The organism is Marinovum sedimenti, from assembly GCF_054052205.1.
Window position 1 is genome coordinate 2,675,132 of the sequence record NZ_CM133223.1, and the last position, 14,637, is coordinate 2,689,768.

The 14,637-nt window shown below is 62.5% G+C and carries 17 protein-coding genes; 8 read left to right on the plus strand and 9 right to left on the minus strand.

Annotation, left to right across the window (positions count from 1 at the left end; all coding sequences use genetic code 11):
• Position 1: 1 nt before the first annotated feature.
• Entirely contained in the window at positions 2-742 is a 741-nt protein-coding gene (locus tag ACW9UO_RS12860) for an N-formylglutamate amidohydrolase (protein WP_457086200.1), read from the minus strand.
• Between the two features lie 152 nt (positions 743-894).
• Between ACW9UO_RS12860 and pyk the strand changes: the two genes are divergently transcribed.
• From pyk to pheS, 5 genes are all read left to right on the plus strand, one after another.
• The gene (gene pyk / locus ACW9UO_RS12865) at positions 895-2,340 is read left to right on the plus strand and encodes a pyruvate kinase (RefSeq protein ID WP_457086201.1); all 1,446 of its coding nucleotides are present in this window, start codon (positions 895-897) and stop codon (positions 2,338-2,340) included.
• A 30-nt stretch (positions 2,341-2,370) separates the two neighbouring features.
• Positions 2,371-2,592 (plus strand): hypothetical protein, encoded by a 222-nt coding sequence (locus ACW9UO_RS12870; protein ID WP_457086202.1) that lies wholly within the window; start codon positions 2,371-2,373, stop codon positions 2,590-2,592.
• A 128-nt stretch (positions 2,593-2,720) separates the two neighbouring features.
• Entirely contained in the window at positions 2,721-2,921 is a 201-nt protein-coding gene (rpmI, locus tag ACW9UO_RS12875) for a 50S ribosomal protein L35 (protein WP_457086203.1), read from the plus strand.
• Between the two features lie 13 nt (positions 2,922-2,934).
• The gene (rplT, locus tag ACW9UO_RS12880) at positions 2,935-3,300 is read left to right on the plus strand and encodes a 50S ribosomal protein L20 (protein ID WP_457086204.1); all 366 of its coding nucleotides are present in this window, start codon (positions 2,935-2,937) and stop codon (positions 3,298-3,300) included.
• A gap of 185 nt (positions 3,301-3,485) precedes the next feature.
• Positions 3,486-4,562, plus strand: a complete 1,077-nt coding sequence (gene pheS / locus ACW9UO_RS12885; RefSeq protein ID WP_457086205.1) for a phenylalanine--tRNA ligase subunit alpha — start codon at positions 3,486-3,488, stop codon at positions 4,560-4,562.
• A 216-nt stretch (positions 4,563-4,778) separates the two neighbouring features.
• Here the strand turns inward: pheS and ACW9UO_RS12890 are convergent, their stop codons facing one another.
• The 5 genes from ACW9UO_RS12890 to ACW9UO_RS12910 all read right to left on the minus strand — a co-directional run bounded on the left by ACW9UO_RS12890 (position 4,779) and on the right by ACW9UO_RS12910 (position 9,001).
• Entirely contained in the window at positions 4,779-5,231 is a 453-nt protein-coding gene (locus ACW9UO_RS12890) for a YaiI/YqxD family protein (RefSeq protein WP_457086206.1), read from the minus strand.
• Between the two features lie 4 nt (positions 5,232-5,235).
• Entirely contained in the window at positions 5,236-6,063 is an 828-nt protein-coding gene (gene fghA / locus ACW9UO_RS12895; protein WP_457086207.1) for an S-formylglutathione hydrolase, read from the minus strand.
• Between the two features lie 26 nt (positions 6,064-6,089).
• Positions 6,090-7,019, minus strand: a complete 930-nt coding sequence (locus ACW9UO_RS12900; RefSeq protein ID WP_457086208.1) for an AEC family transporter — start codon at positions 7,017-7,019, stop codon at positions 6,090-6,092.
• 93 nt (positions 7,020-7,112) lie between these two features.
• Positions 7,113-8,087 (minus strand): iron exporter MbfA, encoded by a 975-nt coding sequence (gene mbfA / locus ACW9UO_RS12905; protein ID WP_457086209.1) that lies wholly within the window; start codon positions 8,085-8,087, stop codon positions 7,113-7,115.
• 71 nt (positions 8,088-8,158) lie between these two features.
• Complete coding sequence (locus ACW9UO_RS12910) at positions 8,159-9,001, minus strand: isocitrate lyase/PEP mutase family protein (RefSeq protein ID WP_457086210.1); 843 nt, start codon at positions 8,999-9,001, stop codon at positions 8,159-8,161.
• 150 nt (positions 9,002-9,151) lie between these two features.
• Between ACW9UO_RS12910 and ACW9UO_RS12915 the strand changes: the two genes are divergently transcribed.
• Positions 9,152-9,793: a TetR/AcrR family transcriptional regulator gene (locus ACW9UO_RS12915; protein WP_457086211.1), complete on the plus strand. Its 642-nt coding sequence runs from the start codon at positions 9,152-9,154 to the stop codon at positions 9,791-9,793.
• 95 nt (positions 9,794-9,888) lie between these two features.
• Here ACW9UO_RS12915 and ACW9UO_RS12920 read toward each other — a convergent pair whose 3' ends face one another.
• From ACW9UO_RS12920 to ACW9UO_RS12930, 3 genes are all read right to left on the minus strand, one after another.
• A complete protein-coding gene (locus ACW9UO_RS12920) occupies positions 9,889-10,584 on the minus strand; it encodes an NYN domain-containing protein (RefSeq protein WP_457086212.1) in 696 nt (231 codons plus the stop codon).
• Positions 10,585-10,615: 31 nt separating this feature from the next.
• Positions 10,616-11,110 carry a GNAT family N-acetyltransferase gene (locus tag ACW9UO_RS12925; RefSeq protein WP_457086213.1) on the minus strand — a complete coding sequence of 165 codons (495 nt, stop codon included), beginning with the start codon at positions 11,108-11,110 and terminating at the stop codon, positions 10,616-10,618.
• A gap of 75 nt (positions 11,111-11,185) precedes the next feature.
• Positions 11,186-12,298: an S-(hydroxymethyl)glutathione dehydrogenase/class III alcohol dehydrogenase gene (locus ACW9UO_RS12930; RefSeq protein WP_457086214.1), complete on the minus strand. Its 1,113-nt coding sequence runs from the start codon at positions 12,296-12,298 to the stop codon at positions 11,186-11,188.
• A 194-nt stretch (positions 12,299-12,492) separates the two neighbouring features.
• Between ACW9UO_RS12930 and ACW9UO_RS12935 the strand changes: the two genes are divergently transcribed.
• Both ACW9UO_RS12935 and ACW9UO_RS12940 read left to right on the plus strand, forming a co-directional pair.
• On the plus strand, positions 12,493-14,157 hold the full coding sequence (locus ACW9UO_RS12935) for a Y-family DNA polymerase (RefSeq protein WP_457086215.1): 1,665 nt from the start codon (positions 12,493-12,495) through the stop codon (positions 14,155-14,157).
• A gap of 115 nt (positions 14,158-14,272) precedes the next feature.
• Complete coding sequence (locus tag ACW9UO_RS12940) at positions 14,273-14,608, plus strand: DUF2794 domain-containing protein (RefSeq protein ID WP_457086216.1); 336 nt, start codon at positions 14,273-14,275, stop codon at positions 14,606-14,608.
• Positions 14,609-14,637 lie beyond the last annotated feature (29 nt).

A 14,637-nucleotide genomic window follows, 5' to 3' on the forward strand; every position in this document is an offset into this window, starting at 1 on the left:
TTTACAGCCCGGTCTGGTTGAGCACTTCGGCCAAAATCGGGGCAAGCCGTTCGGCCCAAGCGCGCTGCGTTGCCTCTTCGGCGATCAGATCATTTCGCAGCTCTATCAGGATGTTGGGCAGGCCCATCGCCAGCGCATGGCGTTCAATGCTGTCGCCAGGCAAGTGCCCGGAATAGGGCACATTGGCATCAACAACGAGGTCGGGTTCCTGCTGTAACCGTGCGGTCAGCGGCGCGGCGAGGCGGGCATCATGCGCGTGCAGAATGCCGATGTGCCAGGGCCGCGGCGGACGCGCCTGAAGCTGCGGCGTAAAGGAATGCACCGCACAGATCACCGTGTCCGGGCGGCGCGAGGCAAGCTTGTAATACTCGGCATGATAGGGGCGGTGATACGCGTTCAGCCGGCGTTCCACCTCGGCGGCATCGGCGTGGCGGTTGGCGGGAATGAGGGTGCCGTCATAAAGCTTCATCAGCAGGGTCGGGTCGTCTTCGCCCCGGTTCGGATCAATCACCAGCCGCGAAAAATTGGCGAACAGCGCGGGCGCATTCAGCAGCTCTCCGAGGTATCGGGTGACCCCCAAAGCGCCGGGGTCATAGGCGATGTGGCGGCGCATATCGGCGGGCGAAATGCCAAGGTCGCCGCCGTTCACATCCGGCGGCACAACGTTGGTCGCGTGATCGCTGGTGATCAGCCAGCGGCCGGGCCGATCTGCACCTTCTGTCCAATAGGGGTGGAAGCTCATGTCATCCCTTTGTAATGTAACCGGGGGATGTGTACCGCGCCCGGCGCTTGCCTGCGAGGGCGAAATCGGGCATAGAGCGAGTGAACAACGTTAGCGATAACATCGCACCTTTTCTGCGATAAATCCGCAAGCTACGAAAGGGCCTACGAGCCATGAAGCGCGACCGCAAAGTTAAGATTGTTGCCACCCTGGGACCGGCGTCCAGCGATTACGCCATGATCCGCAAGCTGCACGAGGCAGGCGCGGATGTTTTCCGGCTCAACATGAGCCACGGCACCCACGAAGAACAGGCCGCTCGCCACGCGATCATCCGTAAAGTCGAGAAAGATCTCGACAGCCCGATCGCGATTCTGGCCGATATGCAGGGTCCGAAACTGCGCGTTGGCACATTTGCCAAGGATTCCGAAGAGCTTGTGCAGGACGCGATGTTCCGCCTTGATCTCGACAAAGCCGAAGGCGACGCCACCCGCGTTTGCCTGCCGCACCCCGAAATTTTCGCCGCTCTTGAGGCGGGCTCGCATCTGCTGGTCAACGACGGCAAGATTCGCCTGCGGGTCAAAGACTGCGGCAAGGATTATGCCAACTGCGTGGTGGTTGCCGGTGGCACCATCTCTGACCGCAAGGGCGTGAACGTGCCGGACGTCGTGCTGCCGCTGGCCGCGCTGACCGATAAAGACCGTCGCGATCTGGAATTTGCCTGCGAGCTGGGTGTGGACTGGATTGCGCTGAGCTTTGTGCAGCGTGCCAAAGACGTTTGGGATGCGCGCGATCTGATTGATGGCCGCGCCGCTGTGCTGTCCAAGATCGAAAAGCCCACCGCCGTGCGCGATTTTGATGAAATTCTTGATGCCTCCGACGGTATCATGGTGGCCCGTGGCGATCTTGGCGTGGAACTGCCGGTGCAGAATGTGCCGCCGATCCAGAAACGTCTGGTGAAGAAATGCCGTGCCGCCGCCAAGCCGGTGATCGTGGCAACGCAGATGCTGGAAAGCATGATCGACAGCCCGGTGCCGACGCGCGCCGAAGTGTCGGACGTGTCGAACGCCATCTATGAAGGTGCCGACGCCATCATGCTCAGCGCGGAATCCGCCGCTGGTGATTATCCGGTCGAGGCCGTCACCACGATGGACGACGTCGCGGTTGAGGTTGAGAGCGACCCCACCTACACCGACGTGATCGAAGCCGGCCGCCGGATCGAGCGTAAATCAATCGCCGACGGCATCGTTGCCGCCGCGCGTGAGATTGCCGAAGCCACGGACATCAAAGCAATTTGCTGCTTCACCTCCTCGGGCACGACGGCCGCATTGGTGTCGCGCGAAAAGCCGCGGGTGCCGATCATTGCAATGACCAACCATCTGCGCACCGCACGTCGGCTTGCGCTGACATGGGGCTGTTACTGTGTTGTCACGGCTGACATGGAGCGGTTCAAGCAGGCGGTTGTTTCGGCAGCACGGGCGGCACGGTCCTCGGGTCTGGCTACAGAGCATGATCAAATTGTGGTCACTGCGGGCGTGCCGTTCAACGTTTCGGGCACCACCAACATCCTGCGGGTTGCGCCCTGCGATGAGCGTTTGATTTACAATACTGATCCGGAGTAAATCTTCCCTACATTAGATAGGGAGACTTTTATGGATTCAGATTTGGCACTCGTGATCGGCGTGATTGTGTCCGTTCTCGCGCTTCCATCGATTGTATCCGCCATATCGGATGGCCGCGCCCCTCGGGCCGCGGCCATTGCCGTTTTGATCGGCGGCGGACTGGTGGTTTTTGCGGTCTCAAGCCGCGCGGGCGGCTATACCGTCGATGAATTGCCCGAGGTTTTCTACCGGGTTGTCAGCCGGTTCATCTGATCGCTCCCTTGCGGCGCATTTGCGCTTGGCTTTCGTCGCAAGGCATCCTATACGGCGCTTTCCATCGCGCGGCCGGCCGAAGTGGCATGCCGAGTCGTGCGCATAATTTCCGAATGAAGGAGACCGAAATGCCCAAGATGAAGACAAAGTCGAGCTGCAAAAAGCGGTTCAAAGTGACGGCCAAGGGTAAGATCAAAGCCGGCCAGGCGGGCAAGCGCCACGGTATGATCAAACGTTCCACCAAATTCATCCGCGACGCGCGCGGCACCACCGTCCTCTCCGAGGCGGATGCCAAGATCGTTCGCCCGATGATGCCCTACTCGCGCTAAGGAGACCTGACATATGGCACGCGTTAAAGGTGGGGTAGTTACCCACGCCCGTCACAAAAAAGTCACCAAGGCAGCGAAAGGCTATTACGGCCGTCGCAAGAACACCTTCAAGGTGGCACGTCAGGCCGTCGACAAGGCCAACCAATACGCCACGCGCGACCGTAAAGCGCGCAAGCGTTCGTTCCGCGCGCTGTGGATCCAGCGGATCAACGCTGCTGTCCGTGCGTTCGACGAAACACTGACATACTCGCGTTTCATCAACGGTCTGGCCTTGGCCGGTATCGAAGTTGACCGCAAAGTTCTGGCCGATTTGGCCGTGCATGAGCCCGAGGCGTTTAACGCCATTGCCGCTCAGGCGAAAGACGCTCTGCCAGCGTAAGCTGCGGACGTTTGACAGAGATAGAAGGGGCTGTCCGGATCGCCGGGCGGCCCCTTTTTCTATGTTTGATCGGTTTGCGGGCAGGCGCGGGCCACCCGCAGGGCTGAAAGTGGCGCGGACAGCTTGCAACGCCGGGGCGTGGCCGTTACTTGGATCGAAACGCCAAGAACCTCCCGGAGCCTCGCATGGACGACCTGCGCACCAAGTACATTCAGCTGATTGCCGACGCGGGCGACGAATCCGCGCTAGAGGCGCTGCGGGTGCAGGCCGTGGGCAAGAAGGGCGAGATCAGCCTGCAAATGCGCGAGCTCGGCCGGATGACGCCGGAAGAGCGGCAGGTCATGGGGCCAAAGCTTAACGCGCTTAAGGATGAGATCAACTCGGCGCTAGCCGGTCGCAAAGCTTCGCTGGGCGATGCCGCGCTTGAGGAACGTCTGCGCGGCGAATGGCTGGACGTGACCTTGCCGGCCACGCAAACGCGCGGGCAGGGCAGCATTCACCCGATCAGCCAGGTGCGCGAAGAGGTGACGGCGATCTTTGGCGAGATGGGGTTTTCCGTCGCCGAAGGGCCGCAGATCGACAGCGATTGGTATAACTTCGACGCATTGAACATCCCCTCGCACCACCCCGCGCGGGCCGAGATGGATACGTTTTACATGCACCGTGCCGAGGGCGACGACCGTCCGCCGCATGTGCTGCGCACCCACACCTCGCCGGTGCAAATCCGCACGATGGAGAAGGTCGGCGCGCCGATCCGCATCATCGCGCCGGGCCGGGTGTACCGTGCCGATTACGACCAGACGCACACGCCGATGTTCCATCAGGTCGAAGGTCTGGCGATTGACCGCGATATCTCGATGGCGCAGCTGAAGTGGACGCTGGAGGAATTTCTGCGGGCGTTTTTCGAGGTTGAGGGCGTGGAGCTGCGTTTCCGCGCTTCGCACTTCCCCTTCACCGAGCCGTCGGCCGAGGTCGATATCCGGTGCTCCTGGGCGGATGGTCAGCTTAAGGTTGGTGAAGGCGATGATTGGCTCGAGATCCTTGGATCGGGCATGGTGCATCCCAAGGTGCTTGAGGCAGGCGGGATTGATCCGAATGAATGGCAGGGCTTTGCCTTTGGCATCGGGATCGACCGGATTGCGATGCTGAAATACGGCATCCCCGATTTGCGGGCGTTCTTTGACAGCGATCTGCGCTGGCTGCGGCACTACGGCTTTGGTGCGCTGGAACAGCCAAACCTGCATGGCGGGCTGAGCCGGTAATCGCGCAGTTTTGCGAACCCCGACCAACGCGAGCCGGGCCAGTGGCTGCCCGCGGGATGCCGTAGCAACCGGTATGGCGGCCACTTAATGTCTGCAAAGTCACTCTGACATCTCAAAGGCGTGCAAAGCTGAGAGGTAGCGGCAGCCCGGGGGGCGGGCAGCCGCTGGCCCGGCGGCTACGCCTTGATTCCGGGCTAAGGCAATAAGCGGGCTCTGTTACACTTGCCGCGCCGCCGCCCGGATCGCCCGTTCCAATCCATCCAGAAACCGCGAGCGGTCCGCCTTGGAAAACGCCTTGCCGCCGCCCTGACGAAACGGGTCGGCGGCGCGCAGATCGGTCATCAGGTCGCGCATCGCCAATTGCTGGCCGATATTGGCCTGCGTGAAAGCATCGCCAGTGTGGCGCAAAACCTGCGCGCCGGCCTCGACACATTTCGCCGCCAAAGGGATATCCCCCGTCACCACCACATCGCCCGGTCCGGCGCGGTCGGCGATCCACATGTCCGCCACGTCCGGCCCATCGGGCACGATCACCACCTCGACAAACGGGTTCTGCGACATCCGCAACCCGCCGTTTGACACCAGATACATCTGCATCTTGTGCCGCGTGGCGACCTTTTCGGCCTCAGCCTTGACCGGGCAGGCGTCGGCATCGATAAAAACCGCCACCGGGTCAGGCCCAGAGCGCGTTGGCGTGAAAACCGATGTGGTCTTCGATGAATGTCGAGACGAAGAAATAGCTGTGATCATAGCCCTTCTGCATCCGCAGTGTATGCTCGACCCGCTTTTCCGCCATCGCCCGCGCAAGCGCTTCGGTCTTGAGCAGATCGCCGAATTGGTCGTCGGTGCCGGTGTCGATCAGCACCGGTATATCAATACCATCCTGCGCCATCAGGCGGCTGGCGTCATGCGCCTCCCAGTCGGCATCTTCGCCAAGATACGCAGTGAACTGCTTGCGGCCCCAATCGCTGTCCGACGGATTGCAGATCGGGGAAAACGCCGAAACGCTGGCAAAACGGCCCGGGTTCTTCATCGCCAAAGTCAGCGCGCCATGCCCGCCCATCGAATGCCCGGTGATCGACTGATGCGCCACGTCGAGCGGGAAGTTGTCGAACAACACGCCCGGAAGCTCTTGTGTGATATAGCTTTCCATCTGGAAATGCGGGGCCCAGGGGTCTTGGGTGGCGTCGATGTAGAACCCCGCGCCCTGACCCAGATCATAGGCGTCGTCATTGGCGACATCCGCGCCGCGCGGCGAGGTGTCGGGAAACACGATGGCGACGCCATGCTCGGCGCACCAGCCCTGCGCGCCAGCCTTGGACATGGCGTTTTCATGGGTGCAGGTGAGGCCAGACAGAAACCAGATCAGCGGCACCGGACCGTCCTCGGCCTGCGGCGGCAGGTACAGGCCAAAGGTCATCTCGCCCTGACAGACCTCTGAGGTGTGGGTGGCAACAATCTGACGGCCCCCAAAGGCGCGGTTGTCGGAGGTGATCTGCATGGGCTGACCTTTCGTTCGAATGGGTTTTACGCCCCGGAAATCCAGGCGATGACATAGGGCAGCGTCAGGATCGACGCGGCAGTGGAAAACAGGATCGCCGCCGAAACACGCTGGGGCGCGACACCGTAATGCTGCGCAAGGATGTAGACATTGCCCGCCACCGGCAAGGCGGCGGCCGACACGATGATGGTGGCGGTGAAGGTATCGACCGGAAACAGGACCAGAGCCGCCAGCGCCACCGCCGCCGGGTGCAGCACCAGTTTGCAAAACGACAGCCAGCCCGCCACCGACACCCGCTCGGCCGATTTCGACGCCAAAGAGGCCCCGATGGCAAACAGTGCGCCGGGGGTGGCCGCACCGCCAAGGATCACCGCGAATTCGTTGACCGGGGTGGGCAAGGGCATGCCGGTGGCCGCCCAACCAAGGCCCAAGACCATCGACACAATCATCGGGTTCTTCAGCAGGCCAAGCCCGACAGGGCGCAGCACGCCAAGCGACATCCGCCCATCGCGCGCGCCGGTGATCAGGATCACAATGACCGAGGAAAACACGATCAGATCGACCGACAGCACCAGCATGATCGGGCCAATCGCCGCCTCACCAAACAGCAGCACAAACATCGGCACGCCAAGAAACCCGGTGTTGCCGATCACCGCGCATTGCGCCTCAACCGCGGTTTGTTCAATGCCGATGCGGCGGAACAGCCCGACGAGCGTGGCCACGATATAGATCGCGGTCGTGCCGGTGAGATAGGCCAGCACCAGCTGGCTGTTCCAGATTTCTGCCAGCGACAGGTTGGCCGAAAACCGGAACAACATCGCCGACAGGGCAAAGTAGAACACGAACTTGGTGAGGTAAGAGGTGGCCTCTTCCGAGAAGAACCGCGCGCGCCCCGCCCCGTAGCCAAGGGCGATGATTGCAAAGAACGGCAAGGTTTTGAGGAAGATGGCCAGCATGATCAACCGATAGCATGTGAGGGGGCGGGGTCAATTTGAAAGGTGGCTGCGCCCCGGGTTTGATCCGGGGCGGGTCTGTTTGGCCCGATCCGCCTAGCCCGATCCGATCAACACGCCCGCGCCAAACACCAGCGCGCCGCCAAGGACAACCTGAAACGCCGCGCGCAGCATCGGCGTGTCCATAAACTTGTTCTGGATCCAGGCAATCGCCCAAAGCTCGATGAACACCACAATCATCGCGACACTCGTGGCGGTCCAGAAATCCGGGATCAGATAGGGCAGCGCATGGCCCAGCCCGCCCACCGTGGTCATCACCCCCGAGGCGATGCCGCGTTTGACCGGCGAGCCCCGGCCCGAAAGTTCGCCATCGTCCGACGCCGCCTCGGTAAAGCCCATCGAGATGCCCGCACCAATCGACGCGGCCAGCCCGACAAGGAAAGTGGTCCATGTGTCCTGAGTGGCAAAGGCGGTGGCAAAAATCGGCGCCAACGTCGAGACCGAGCCATCCATCAGCCCCGCCAGCCCCGGCTGCACCCACGTCAGCACGAATTGCCGCTTGGCGCTGGCCTCTTCGCTCTCGCGGCTGTCGTCGTCGAGGTGCGCGGTTTCGAGCCGTTCGGCGCTGTCTTGATGGCCGGCCTCGGCGGCGGCCAGATCGCCCAAAAGCTTGCGCGTGGCGGCATCGGTGGTGCGTTTCGCGGCAGTCAGGTAAAACCGCTCGGCATCGCGTTCCATCGCGGCGGCCTCTGTCCGGATACGCTCCAGCCCGAGATTTTCCACCAGCCAGACCGGGCGGCGGGCGTAATACCCCGCCACATGTTCACGCCGGATCAGTGGGATCACCTCGCCAAACCGGCTGCGGTGCAGATCGATAAGCTGCTGTCGGTGGCCGTCTTCTTCCATAGCCATGCCATCAAACACCCGCGCGGTATCGGGAAACTCGGCGCGCAGCCGCTCGGCATACATCCGGTAAATGCGGGCGTCGTCTTCTTCCGACGAAATCGCCAGCGCAAGCACCTCTTGCTCGGAGAGATCGGAGAAATGTCGCCGTTGTGTGAGAAATCGCATGGTCGCCCCTCGTTTAGAATTGTTCTAAACATAGGCGTTGGACGCTGGGTGGCAAGTGGATCGCGGTGCGCCTAGCTGCGATCTTTTCGCCGCCCCTGCGCCATCAGCGCCGCGACGCTGCCATCGGCCATCGCGGCATCGGCGTAGGTAAATGTGCCGTGGTCGCGCACCTCTTCGGCGGCGCGTTTCAGGGCGCCCAGGGCGGCGCGGGCAAAGCTGCCGCCGACGCTGATCCGGGTGACACCGGCCTCGGCCAATTGCGCCACGCTATAGGCCGGGCCGCTCAGGCCCATCACCACGTTGACGGGTTTGTCGACCTCGGCGCAGACCCGGCGGATATCGTTGATGTCCCGCAGGCCGGGGGCATAAAGCACATCCGCCCCGGCCTCGGAAAACGCCTGAAGCCGGGCGATGGTGTCGTTGAGGTCGGGGCGCTGCCAGAGAAAGTTTTCGGCCCGCGCGGTCAGCAGAAAGGGCTTGCCGCGTGCGGCCTCGGCGGCGGCAATGATGCGGTCGCGGGCAAGGGCCGGATCATGGATCGGGTTGGCCGGATCGCCGGTGGCATCCTCGATCGACCCGCCCACCAGCCCGGCCTCGATCGCCTCGGTGATGGTTTGGGCACAATCCTCGGGGGCGGCACCAAACCCATCCTCGAGATCCGCCGAAACCGGCAGGTCGGTGGCCCCGACGATATCGCGGGCGTTGGCAAGGATCTCGGCGCGGGTCAGGCTGGCAAAGCTGTCACGCTTGCCGGCGGAAAAGGCATAGCCGGCGCTGGTGGTGGCCAGGGCGGCAAAACCCATCGCGCTTAGGATACGCGCCGATCCGGCATCCCACGGGTTGGGGATGACAAAGGCCCCGTCCGTATGATGCAAGGCCTGAAAGGTTTGGAATTTCGCGGCTTGATCGGGCATGGTGCGCCTCCTTGTTGTTGGGTCCGGCATACCATCTTAGCGCGGGTCGAGCGAAGCTTTCAGCTATACGGTCAAGCGAAGCTTTCCGCGCCGTGCCTTGTTGAAACTGAACTGATCAGTCTATACTTTGGTGCAAAGGGGAGTTGCCACATGGGCGCAGATGCCAAGCTGGCGAACACGGGTGATATTTCGCAAATTCGCCGTGGCCGGAAATTTGATCAGGTGCTGGCCGGTGCGCGGGATGTGTTTCTCGCGCAGGGGTTTGAGGGGGCGTCGGTGGATGATATCGCCCGTGCTGCGGGGGTGTCGAAGGCGACGCTGTACAGTTATTTCCCCGACAAGCGGCTGCTGTTTTCCGAGGTGACGGCCTGCGAATGCTGCCGTCAGTCGGATCATGCGCTGACGGCGGTAGACATGACCGGCCCGCCCGAACAGGTGCTTGATCAATGTGGACGGCACTTTCTCGGCTTTATCCTGTCGGATTTTGGCCAGTCGATTTTTCGCATCTGCGTGGCCGAGGCCGATCGCTTTCCCGATCTCGGGCGTCAGTTCTACAATTCCGGCCCGGCGGTGATGCACGCGGCGGTGTCGGAATACCTGCGCGCGGCCGTTGCGCGGGGCGAGCTTCAGGTTGATGATTTCGACCTTGCCGCCGCGCAATTTGCGGAACTGTGCAAGGCCGACCTGTGGATCAAGATGATCTTTAACGTGACGCCGCAGTTTGAGCCTGAAGAGATTGACCGGGTGATCACCGGCGCGGTTCAGACATTTTTGGCGCGCTATGGCACCTAAATCATCTTGCCTTTGAGTGCGTCTGCAAAGCGTTGAAAGTATAGATTTCAACGCTTTGGAAGATGTTGAATGCTCCGTGTAGAACGCGGAATGCTCTAGTCGACTCGGCGCACAAGCAGCTGATTTCCGGGGCCTTTTCGGGTCTCAAAGACCTTCAGTTGCGCCACAAGATCGCTCAGTTTGCGGTGGCCATAGCTGCGGGTGTCGAAATCGGGATTGGCGGCGGTGATGAACTGGCCGATCTGGCCCAGCGTATACCATTCGTCGCCTTGCTCGATCCCCTCCATCGCCTTGAAGATCAATTTGCGCGCCTCGTCGAGCGACCGGTTGCTTGGGGCCTCGGTGGCTTCCTGCTCGCCGATGTTTTCCAGAAAGATGAACCGCTTGCAGGCTTTGCGAAAGGCGTCGGGCGTTTTGCGCTGGCCCATGCCGTAAACGGCAAGCCCCTGTTCGCGGATGCGGCTGGCCAGACGGGTGAAATCGCTGTCAGAGGACACCAGCACAAAACCGTCGAACCGGCCGGAGTGCAGCAGGTCCATCGCGTCGATCACCAGAGCAATGTCACTGGCATTCTTGCCGACGGTATTGGCGGGCTGGTGATGCGGAACAAGGCCGAATTCGGCTTGCACCCTGCTCCACCCGGCCATCTGCTGCGAGGAGAAATCACCATAGCAGCGCCGGACCGAGGCTTCGCCAAGGGTGGCGATCTCGTCAAAGATCGCCTTGGTGTATTTCGGAGATGTATTGTCGGCGTCAATCAGGACGGCGAGGAGATTTGTTTGATCTGTCATGCGCGCAACATGGGGTCAGTCCGGTCCAAGGTCAAACCAAAGTCTTGTGCATCACAAGAGCATCGACATAGCCCTCAGCCGGATGGTGGAATGCGCCGGGCAACCGGCCCACTACATCAAAGCCCGCCCGTTCCCATGTCGCAATGGCGCGGGTGTTGGTGGCGATAACGAAATTATACTGCATCGCACGATACCCCTGCTGCACGGCTTCCTCCAACGAAAACGCCAGCATCGCACGGGCCGCGCCTTTGCCCAAAGCGCCAGCCGCGGTGCAATAACCTGCGTTGCAGACATGTGCCCCTTTGCCGGTCTGGTTTGGCCGCAGATACCAGCACCCTAGCGTTTCGCCCTCCTTTTGTGCCAGCCAGACCTGTGCTGTCTCGGGCCAGAAGGAGGCCAGCCCGCCCGCTTGCCCGCCGCCGGGATCGGCACAAAACGTCTCACCATTTTCCACGGCTGGGCGAATTATCGCCCAGACCGCATCGTCATCAACGCCGCGCCGCGCCGCGTGCATTTCGATCATCATGGGCCCCAATGCCTAACAAATCGTAAAATCCAACGCCGCAGGGTGCGCATTTTACAGCGCACCCCGCCTGTTTCATCAGAATTCCACGACCGCGCGGATCGATTTGCCCGCGTGCATCAGCTCGAATCCTTCGTTGATATTGTCGAGCGTCAGCTTGTGCGTGATCATCGGGTCGATCTCGATTTTGCCGTCCATGTACCAGTCGACAATCTTGGGCACATCGGTCCGCCCCGACGCGCCGCCAAAGGCCGTCCCGCGCCAGACCCGGCCGGTGACCAATTGGAACGGACGGGTCGAAATTTCGGCCCCCGCCGGGGCCACGCCGATGATGATCGATTCGCCCCAACCCTTGTGCGCGGCTTCCAGCGCGGTGCGCATCACATTGACGTTGCCGGTGGCGTCAAATGTGTAGTCCGCGCCGCCCTTGGTCAGCTCGACCAGATGCGCAACCAGATCGCCTTCCACCTTGGAAGGATTGACAAAATCGGTCATGCCAAAGCGCGTGGCCATCTCGATCTTGTCTTCGTTCAGGTCGACGCCGACGATCTGATCGGCCCCTGCCAGCCGCAGCCCCTGAAGCACGTTAAGACCAATGCCGCCGAGGCCGAAAACAATGGCGCGCGAGCCGATTTCGACCTTGGCGGTGTTGATCACTGCGCCGATGCCGGTAGTGACGCCGCAGCCGATGTAACAGACCTTGTCAAACGGTGCGTCCTTGCGGATTTTGGCCAGCGCGATCTCGGGCAGAACGGTGTGATTGGCGAAGGTCGAGCAGCCCATGTAATGCAGGATCGGCGTGCCATCGAGCATCGAAAACCGCGAGGTGCCGTCGGGCATCACGCCTGCGCCTTGGGTGGTGCGGATCGCCTGACAGAGGTTGGTCTTGGGGTTGAGGCAATACTCGCATTCGCGGCACTCGGGCGTATAAAGCGGAATGACGTGATCGCCGGATTTAAGGCTTTTCACGCCCGGTCCCACCTCAAGAACAATGCCCGCGCCTTCGTGGCCGAGGATCGCGGGGAACGCGCCTTCGGGATCGGCGCCGGAGCGGGTGAATTCATCGGTGTGGCAGATGCCGGTGGCCTTGATTTCCACCAGAACCTCGCCCGCTTTGGGCCCTTCGAGGTTCACTTCCATGACTTCGAGGGGTTTGCCGGCCTCAAGTGCCACTGCTGCTCTGGTGCGCATGTGTTTTCTCCTTGCGAAATGTTTGCCCGACCCTGTGGCAAAGGCCGGGCAGGATCAAGGGTGCAGGGGCGACGTTTGCGTGGGGGCCGTTTGTGAACAATTTGAGTTAAATCGGCGGATGGCCAATCTCGACTCTGGCGGTGGCGGGTGATACGCATGAGAACATAAAGCGAACAAACCTGCCAGTTTACGCCATGTCACGCCGCCGTCTGCTCTCATTATGGTTCCCCAGGTTGGGGGCCGAACGCCTGTTGCGCCATGCGCGCGGGGCGGCTCTGGTGCCTGACCAGCCCTTTGCCGTGGTTGAGGATGTGGGCAACAGCCAGATCCTGTCGTCGGTCTCGGCTCTGGCCTCGGCGGCGGGGGTGTATCAGGGCCAGCCCCTGCGCGATGCCCATGCTGTGGCCGCCGATCTGCGCACCGCGCGGCGCAATCCACAGGCCGAGGTGGCGTTTCAGAGCGCGTTGATGCGCTGGGCGAGCAAGTTCAGCCCTTGGGTCGGGCTGGATGGCGAGGACGGGCTGATGCTGGATGTGACCGGTTGTACGCATCTGTTTGGCGGCGAAACCGCGCTCTGCGCGCAGATGGCGCAGGACTGTAGCGATATGGGCCTGACGGCGCGGGTTGGGCTGGCCGACAGTCGCGGCGGGGCCTGGGCGCTGGCGCGGTATGCCGGGCGCGGTGGTGCGCATGCGCGGTCGGGCGATGACATCGATCAAGAGGCCCGCGCCACCCGCTCGCGTGCGGCCAAACGGCGGCATTGGGAACGCGGCGGTGCGGCCCCTTCGGGGCGGCAGTTGCGGGCAGAGACCGGCTTTATCGCGCTGCCGGGCCAGACCCGGACGGCACTGGCGGGGCTGCCGGTGGCGGCACTGCGGCTGGATGGCGATACGGCGGCGCAACTGGCGCGGCTGGGGCTGCGCAGCATTGGCGATCTGGCGGGCCAGCCGCGCGCGGCGCTGGCGCGGCGGTTTGGCACCGGGCTGGTTTTGCGGCTGGATCAGGCCTTTGGCGCGGTGTCCGAACCGCTGTCGCCTGCCCCCCCGCCAAATCGATACGCCGTGCGGATGAGCTTGCCTGATCCGATCGGGCTTGAGGCGGATCTGGCCGCCGGGATGGACCGGCTGCTGCCGCGTCTGTCGGAGCGGCTCAGGGCAAAGGGGCAGGGCGCGCGCACCCTGCGGTTTCAGGTGTTTCGCAGCGATCATACGATGCAGACCCTCGAGGTGCGGCTGGCGCGGGCCTCGGACGACCCAGAGCGGCTGCGGCCGCTGTTGATGATGAAGCTGAGCGACATCGACGCCGGTTTCGGCATCGACCTCCTGCGGCTTGAGGCGGTGCAAGTTGAACCATTGGCCGAGCATACCCCCGTGGGCCACATCGGCGCGGGGGCGGCGGTAACGGCGCAGCTTGCGGCAAACACGGCGCTTGACGATCTGATCGGGCGGATCGGCGCGCGGATGGGGATGGAGGCGGTCACCCGCCGCCACCCCGGCGACAGCCATATCCCGGAAAAGAGCGAAACCGTTCTGGCCGCCGCTTGGTCAGAGCCGGCTGCCTCTTGGGGTGTGCCCGCGCGGCCGCGCCCGTTGCTTTTGTGGCGGCCCGAGTCGGTGCAGGTCTCCGATGGGGCGGTCCTGCCAAAACATTTTCGTTGGCGTGGGCGAGATTTACGGTTGGAGGTGGCACGCGGGCCAGAGCGCATTTCCCCGGAATGGTGGCTGGACGATGCCAACTGGCGCTCGGGCCAGCGCGATTATTGGCGGGTGAGTTGCGCCGAGGGGGATAAGTTGTGGCTGTTTTATGCCCATGGTGCCGCGATGTCGGCGGGGTGGTTCTGTCAGGGGAGCTTTGGCTGACGAACCTTAGTTGAGCGGAGGATGCCGCCCAAAGATCAGGCGGCAAGGCCACAGTTGTCGCACTCTCGCACCACAGACGCTTGCCATGCGGCGAAAAGCGCGCGACGCTTGGGGTATGAACAGCATCTCTCCGTTTTCCGGCTCCGGTTCGGATGTGGTGGCCTTCCAGCGGGCCGAGTTGGGTGTGATCCTGTCGCTCTATGGCCGCATGGTGGCCGCCGGAGAATGGCGCGATTACGGCATTTCCAATCTGCGCGAGGTCGCGGTGTTCTCGGTGTTTCGCCGGACTGCGGAAAACCCGCTTTACCGAATCGAAAAGCGCCCCAAACTTCGGCAGAAACAGGGGATGTACGCCGTGATCGGGACCGAGGGGCAGATGCTCAAGCGCGGGCATGATCTGCGCGCAGTGCTGCGGGTGTTGGAGCGTAAATTGATCCGGGCGGTGGACTAAGCGCGCAATGTCGCCACGCCTGAGAGCGC

Coding starts and splice junctions, on each gene's coding strand:
- ACW9UO_RS12930 (WP_457086214.1), bottom strand. CDS start 12,298: ATGCGCACCAGAGCAGCAGTGGCACTTGAGGCCGGCAAACCCCTCGAA.
- rplT (WP_457086204.1), top strand. CDS start 2,935: ATGGCACGCGTTAAAGGTGGGGTAGTTACCCACGCCCGTCACAAAAAA.
- ACW9UO_RS12920 (WP_457086212.1), bottom strand. CDS start 10,584: ATGACAGATCAAACAAATCTCCTCGCCGTCCTGATTGACGCCGACAAT.
- ACW9UO_RS12940 (WP_457086216.1), top strand. CDS start 14,273: ATGAACAGCATCTCTCCGTTTTCCGGCTCCGGTTCGGATGTGGTGGCC.
- ACW9UO_RS12900 (WP_457086208.1), bottom strand. CDS start 7,019: ATGCTGGCCATCTTCCTCAAAACCTTGCCGTTCTTTGCAATCATCGCC.
- ACW9UO_RS12910 (WP_457086210.1), bottom strand. CDS start 9,001: ATGCCCGATCAAGCCGCGAAATTCCAAACCTTTCAGGCCTTGCATCAT.
- ACW9UO_RS12915 (WP_457086211.1), top strand. CDS start 9,152: ATGGGCGCAGATGCCAAGCTGGCGAACACGGGTGATATTTCGCAAATT.
- fghA (WP_457086207.1), bottom strand. CDS start 6,063: ATGCAGATCACCTCCGACAACCGCGCCTTTGGGGGCCGTCAGATTGTT.
- rpmI (WP_457086203.1), top strand. CDS start 2,721: ATGCCCAAGATGAAGACAAAGTCGAGCTGCAAAAAGCGGTTCAAAGTG.
- ACW9UO_RS12935 (WP_457086215.1), top strand. CDS start 12,493: ATGTCACGCCGCCGTCTGCTCTCATTATGGTTCCCCAGGTTGGGGGCC.
- ACW9UO_RS12925 (WP_457086213.1), bottom strand. CDS start 11,110: ATGATGATCGAAATGCACGCGGCGCGGCGCGGCGTTGATGACGATGCG.
- mbfA (WP_457086209.1), bottom strand. CDS start 8,087: ATGCGATTTCTCACACAACGGCGACATTTCTCCGATCTCTCCGAGCAA.
- ACW9UO_RS12870 (WP_457086202.1), top strand. CDS start 2,371: ATGGATTCAGATTTGGCACTCGTGATCGGCGTGATTGTGTCCGTTCTC.
- ACW9UO_RS12860 (WP_457086200.1), bottom strand. CDS start 742: ATGAGCTTCCACCCCTATTGGACAGAAGGTGCAGATCGGCCCGGCCGC.
- pheS (WP_457086205.1), top strand. CDS start 3,486: ATGGACGACCTGCGCACCAAGTACATTCAGCTGATTGCCGACGCGGGC.
- pyk (WP_457086201.1), top strand. CDS start 895: ATGAAGCGCGACCGCAAAGTTAAGATTGTTGCCACCCTGGGACCGGCG.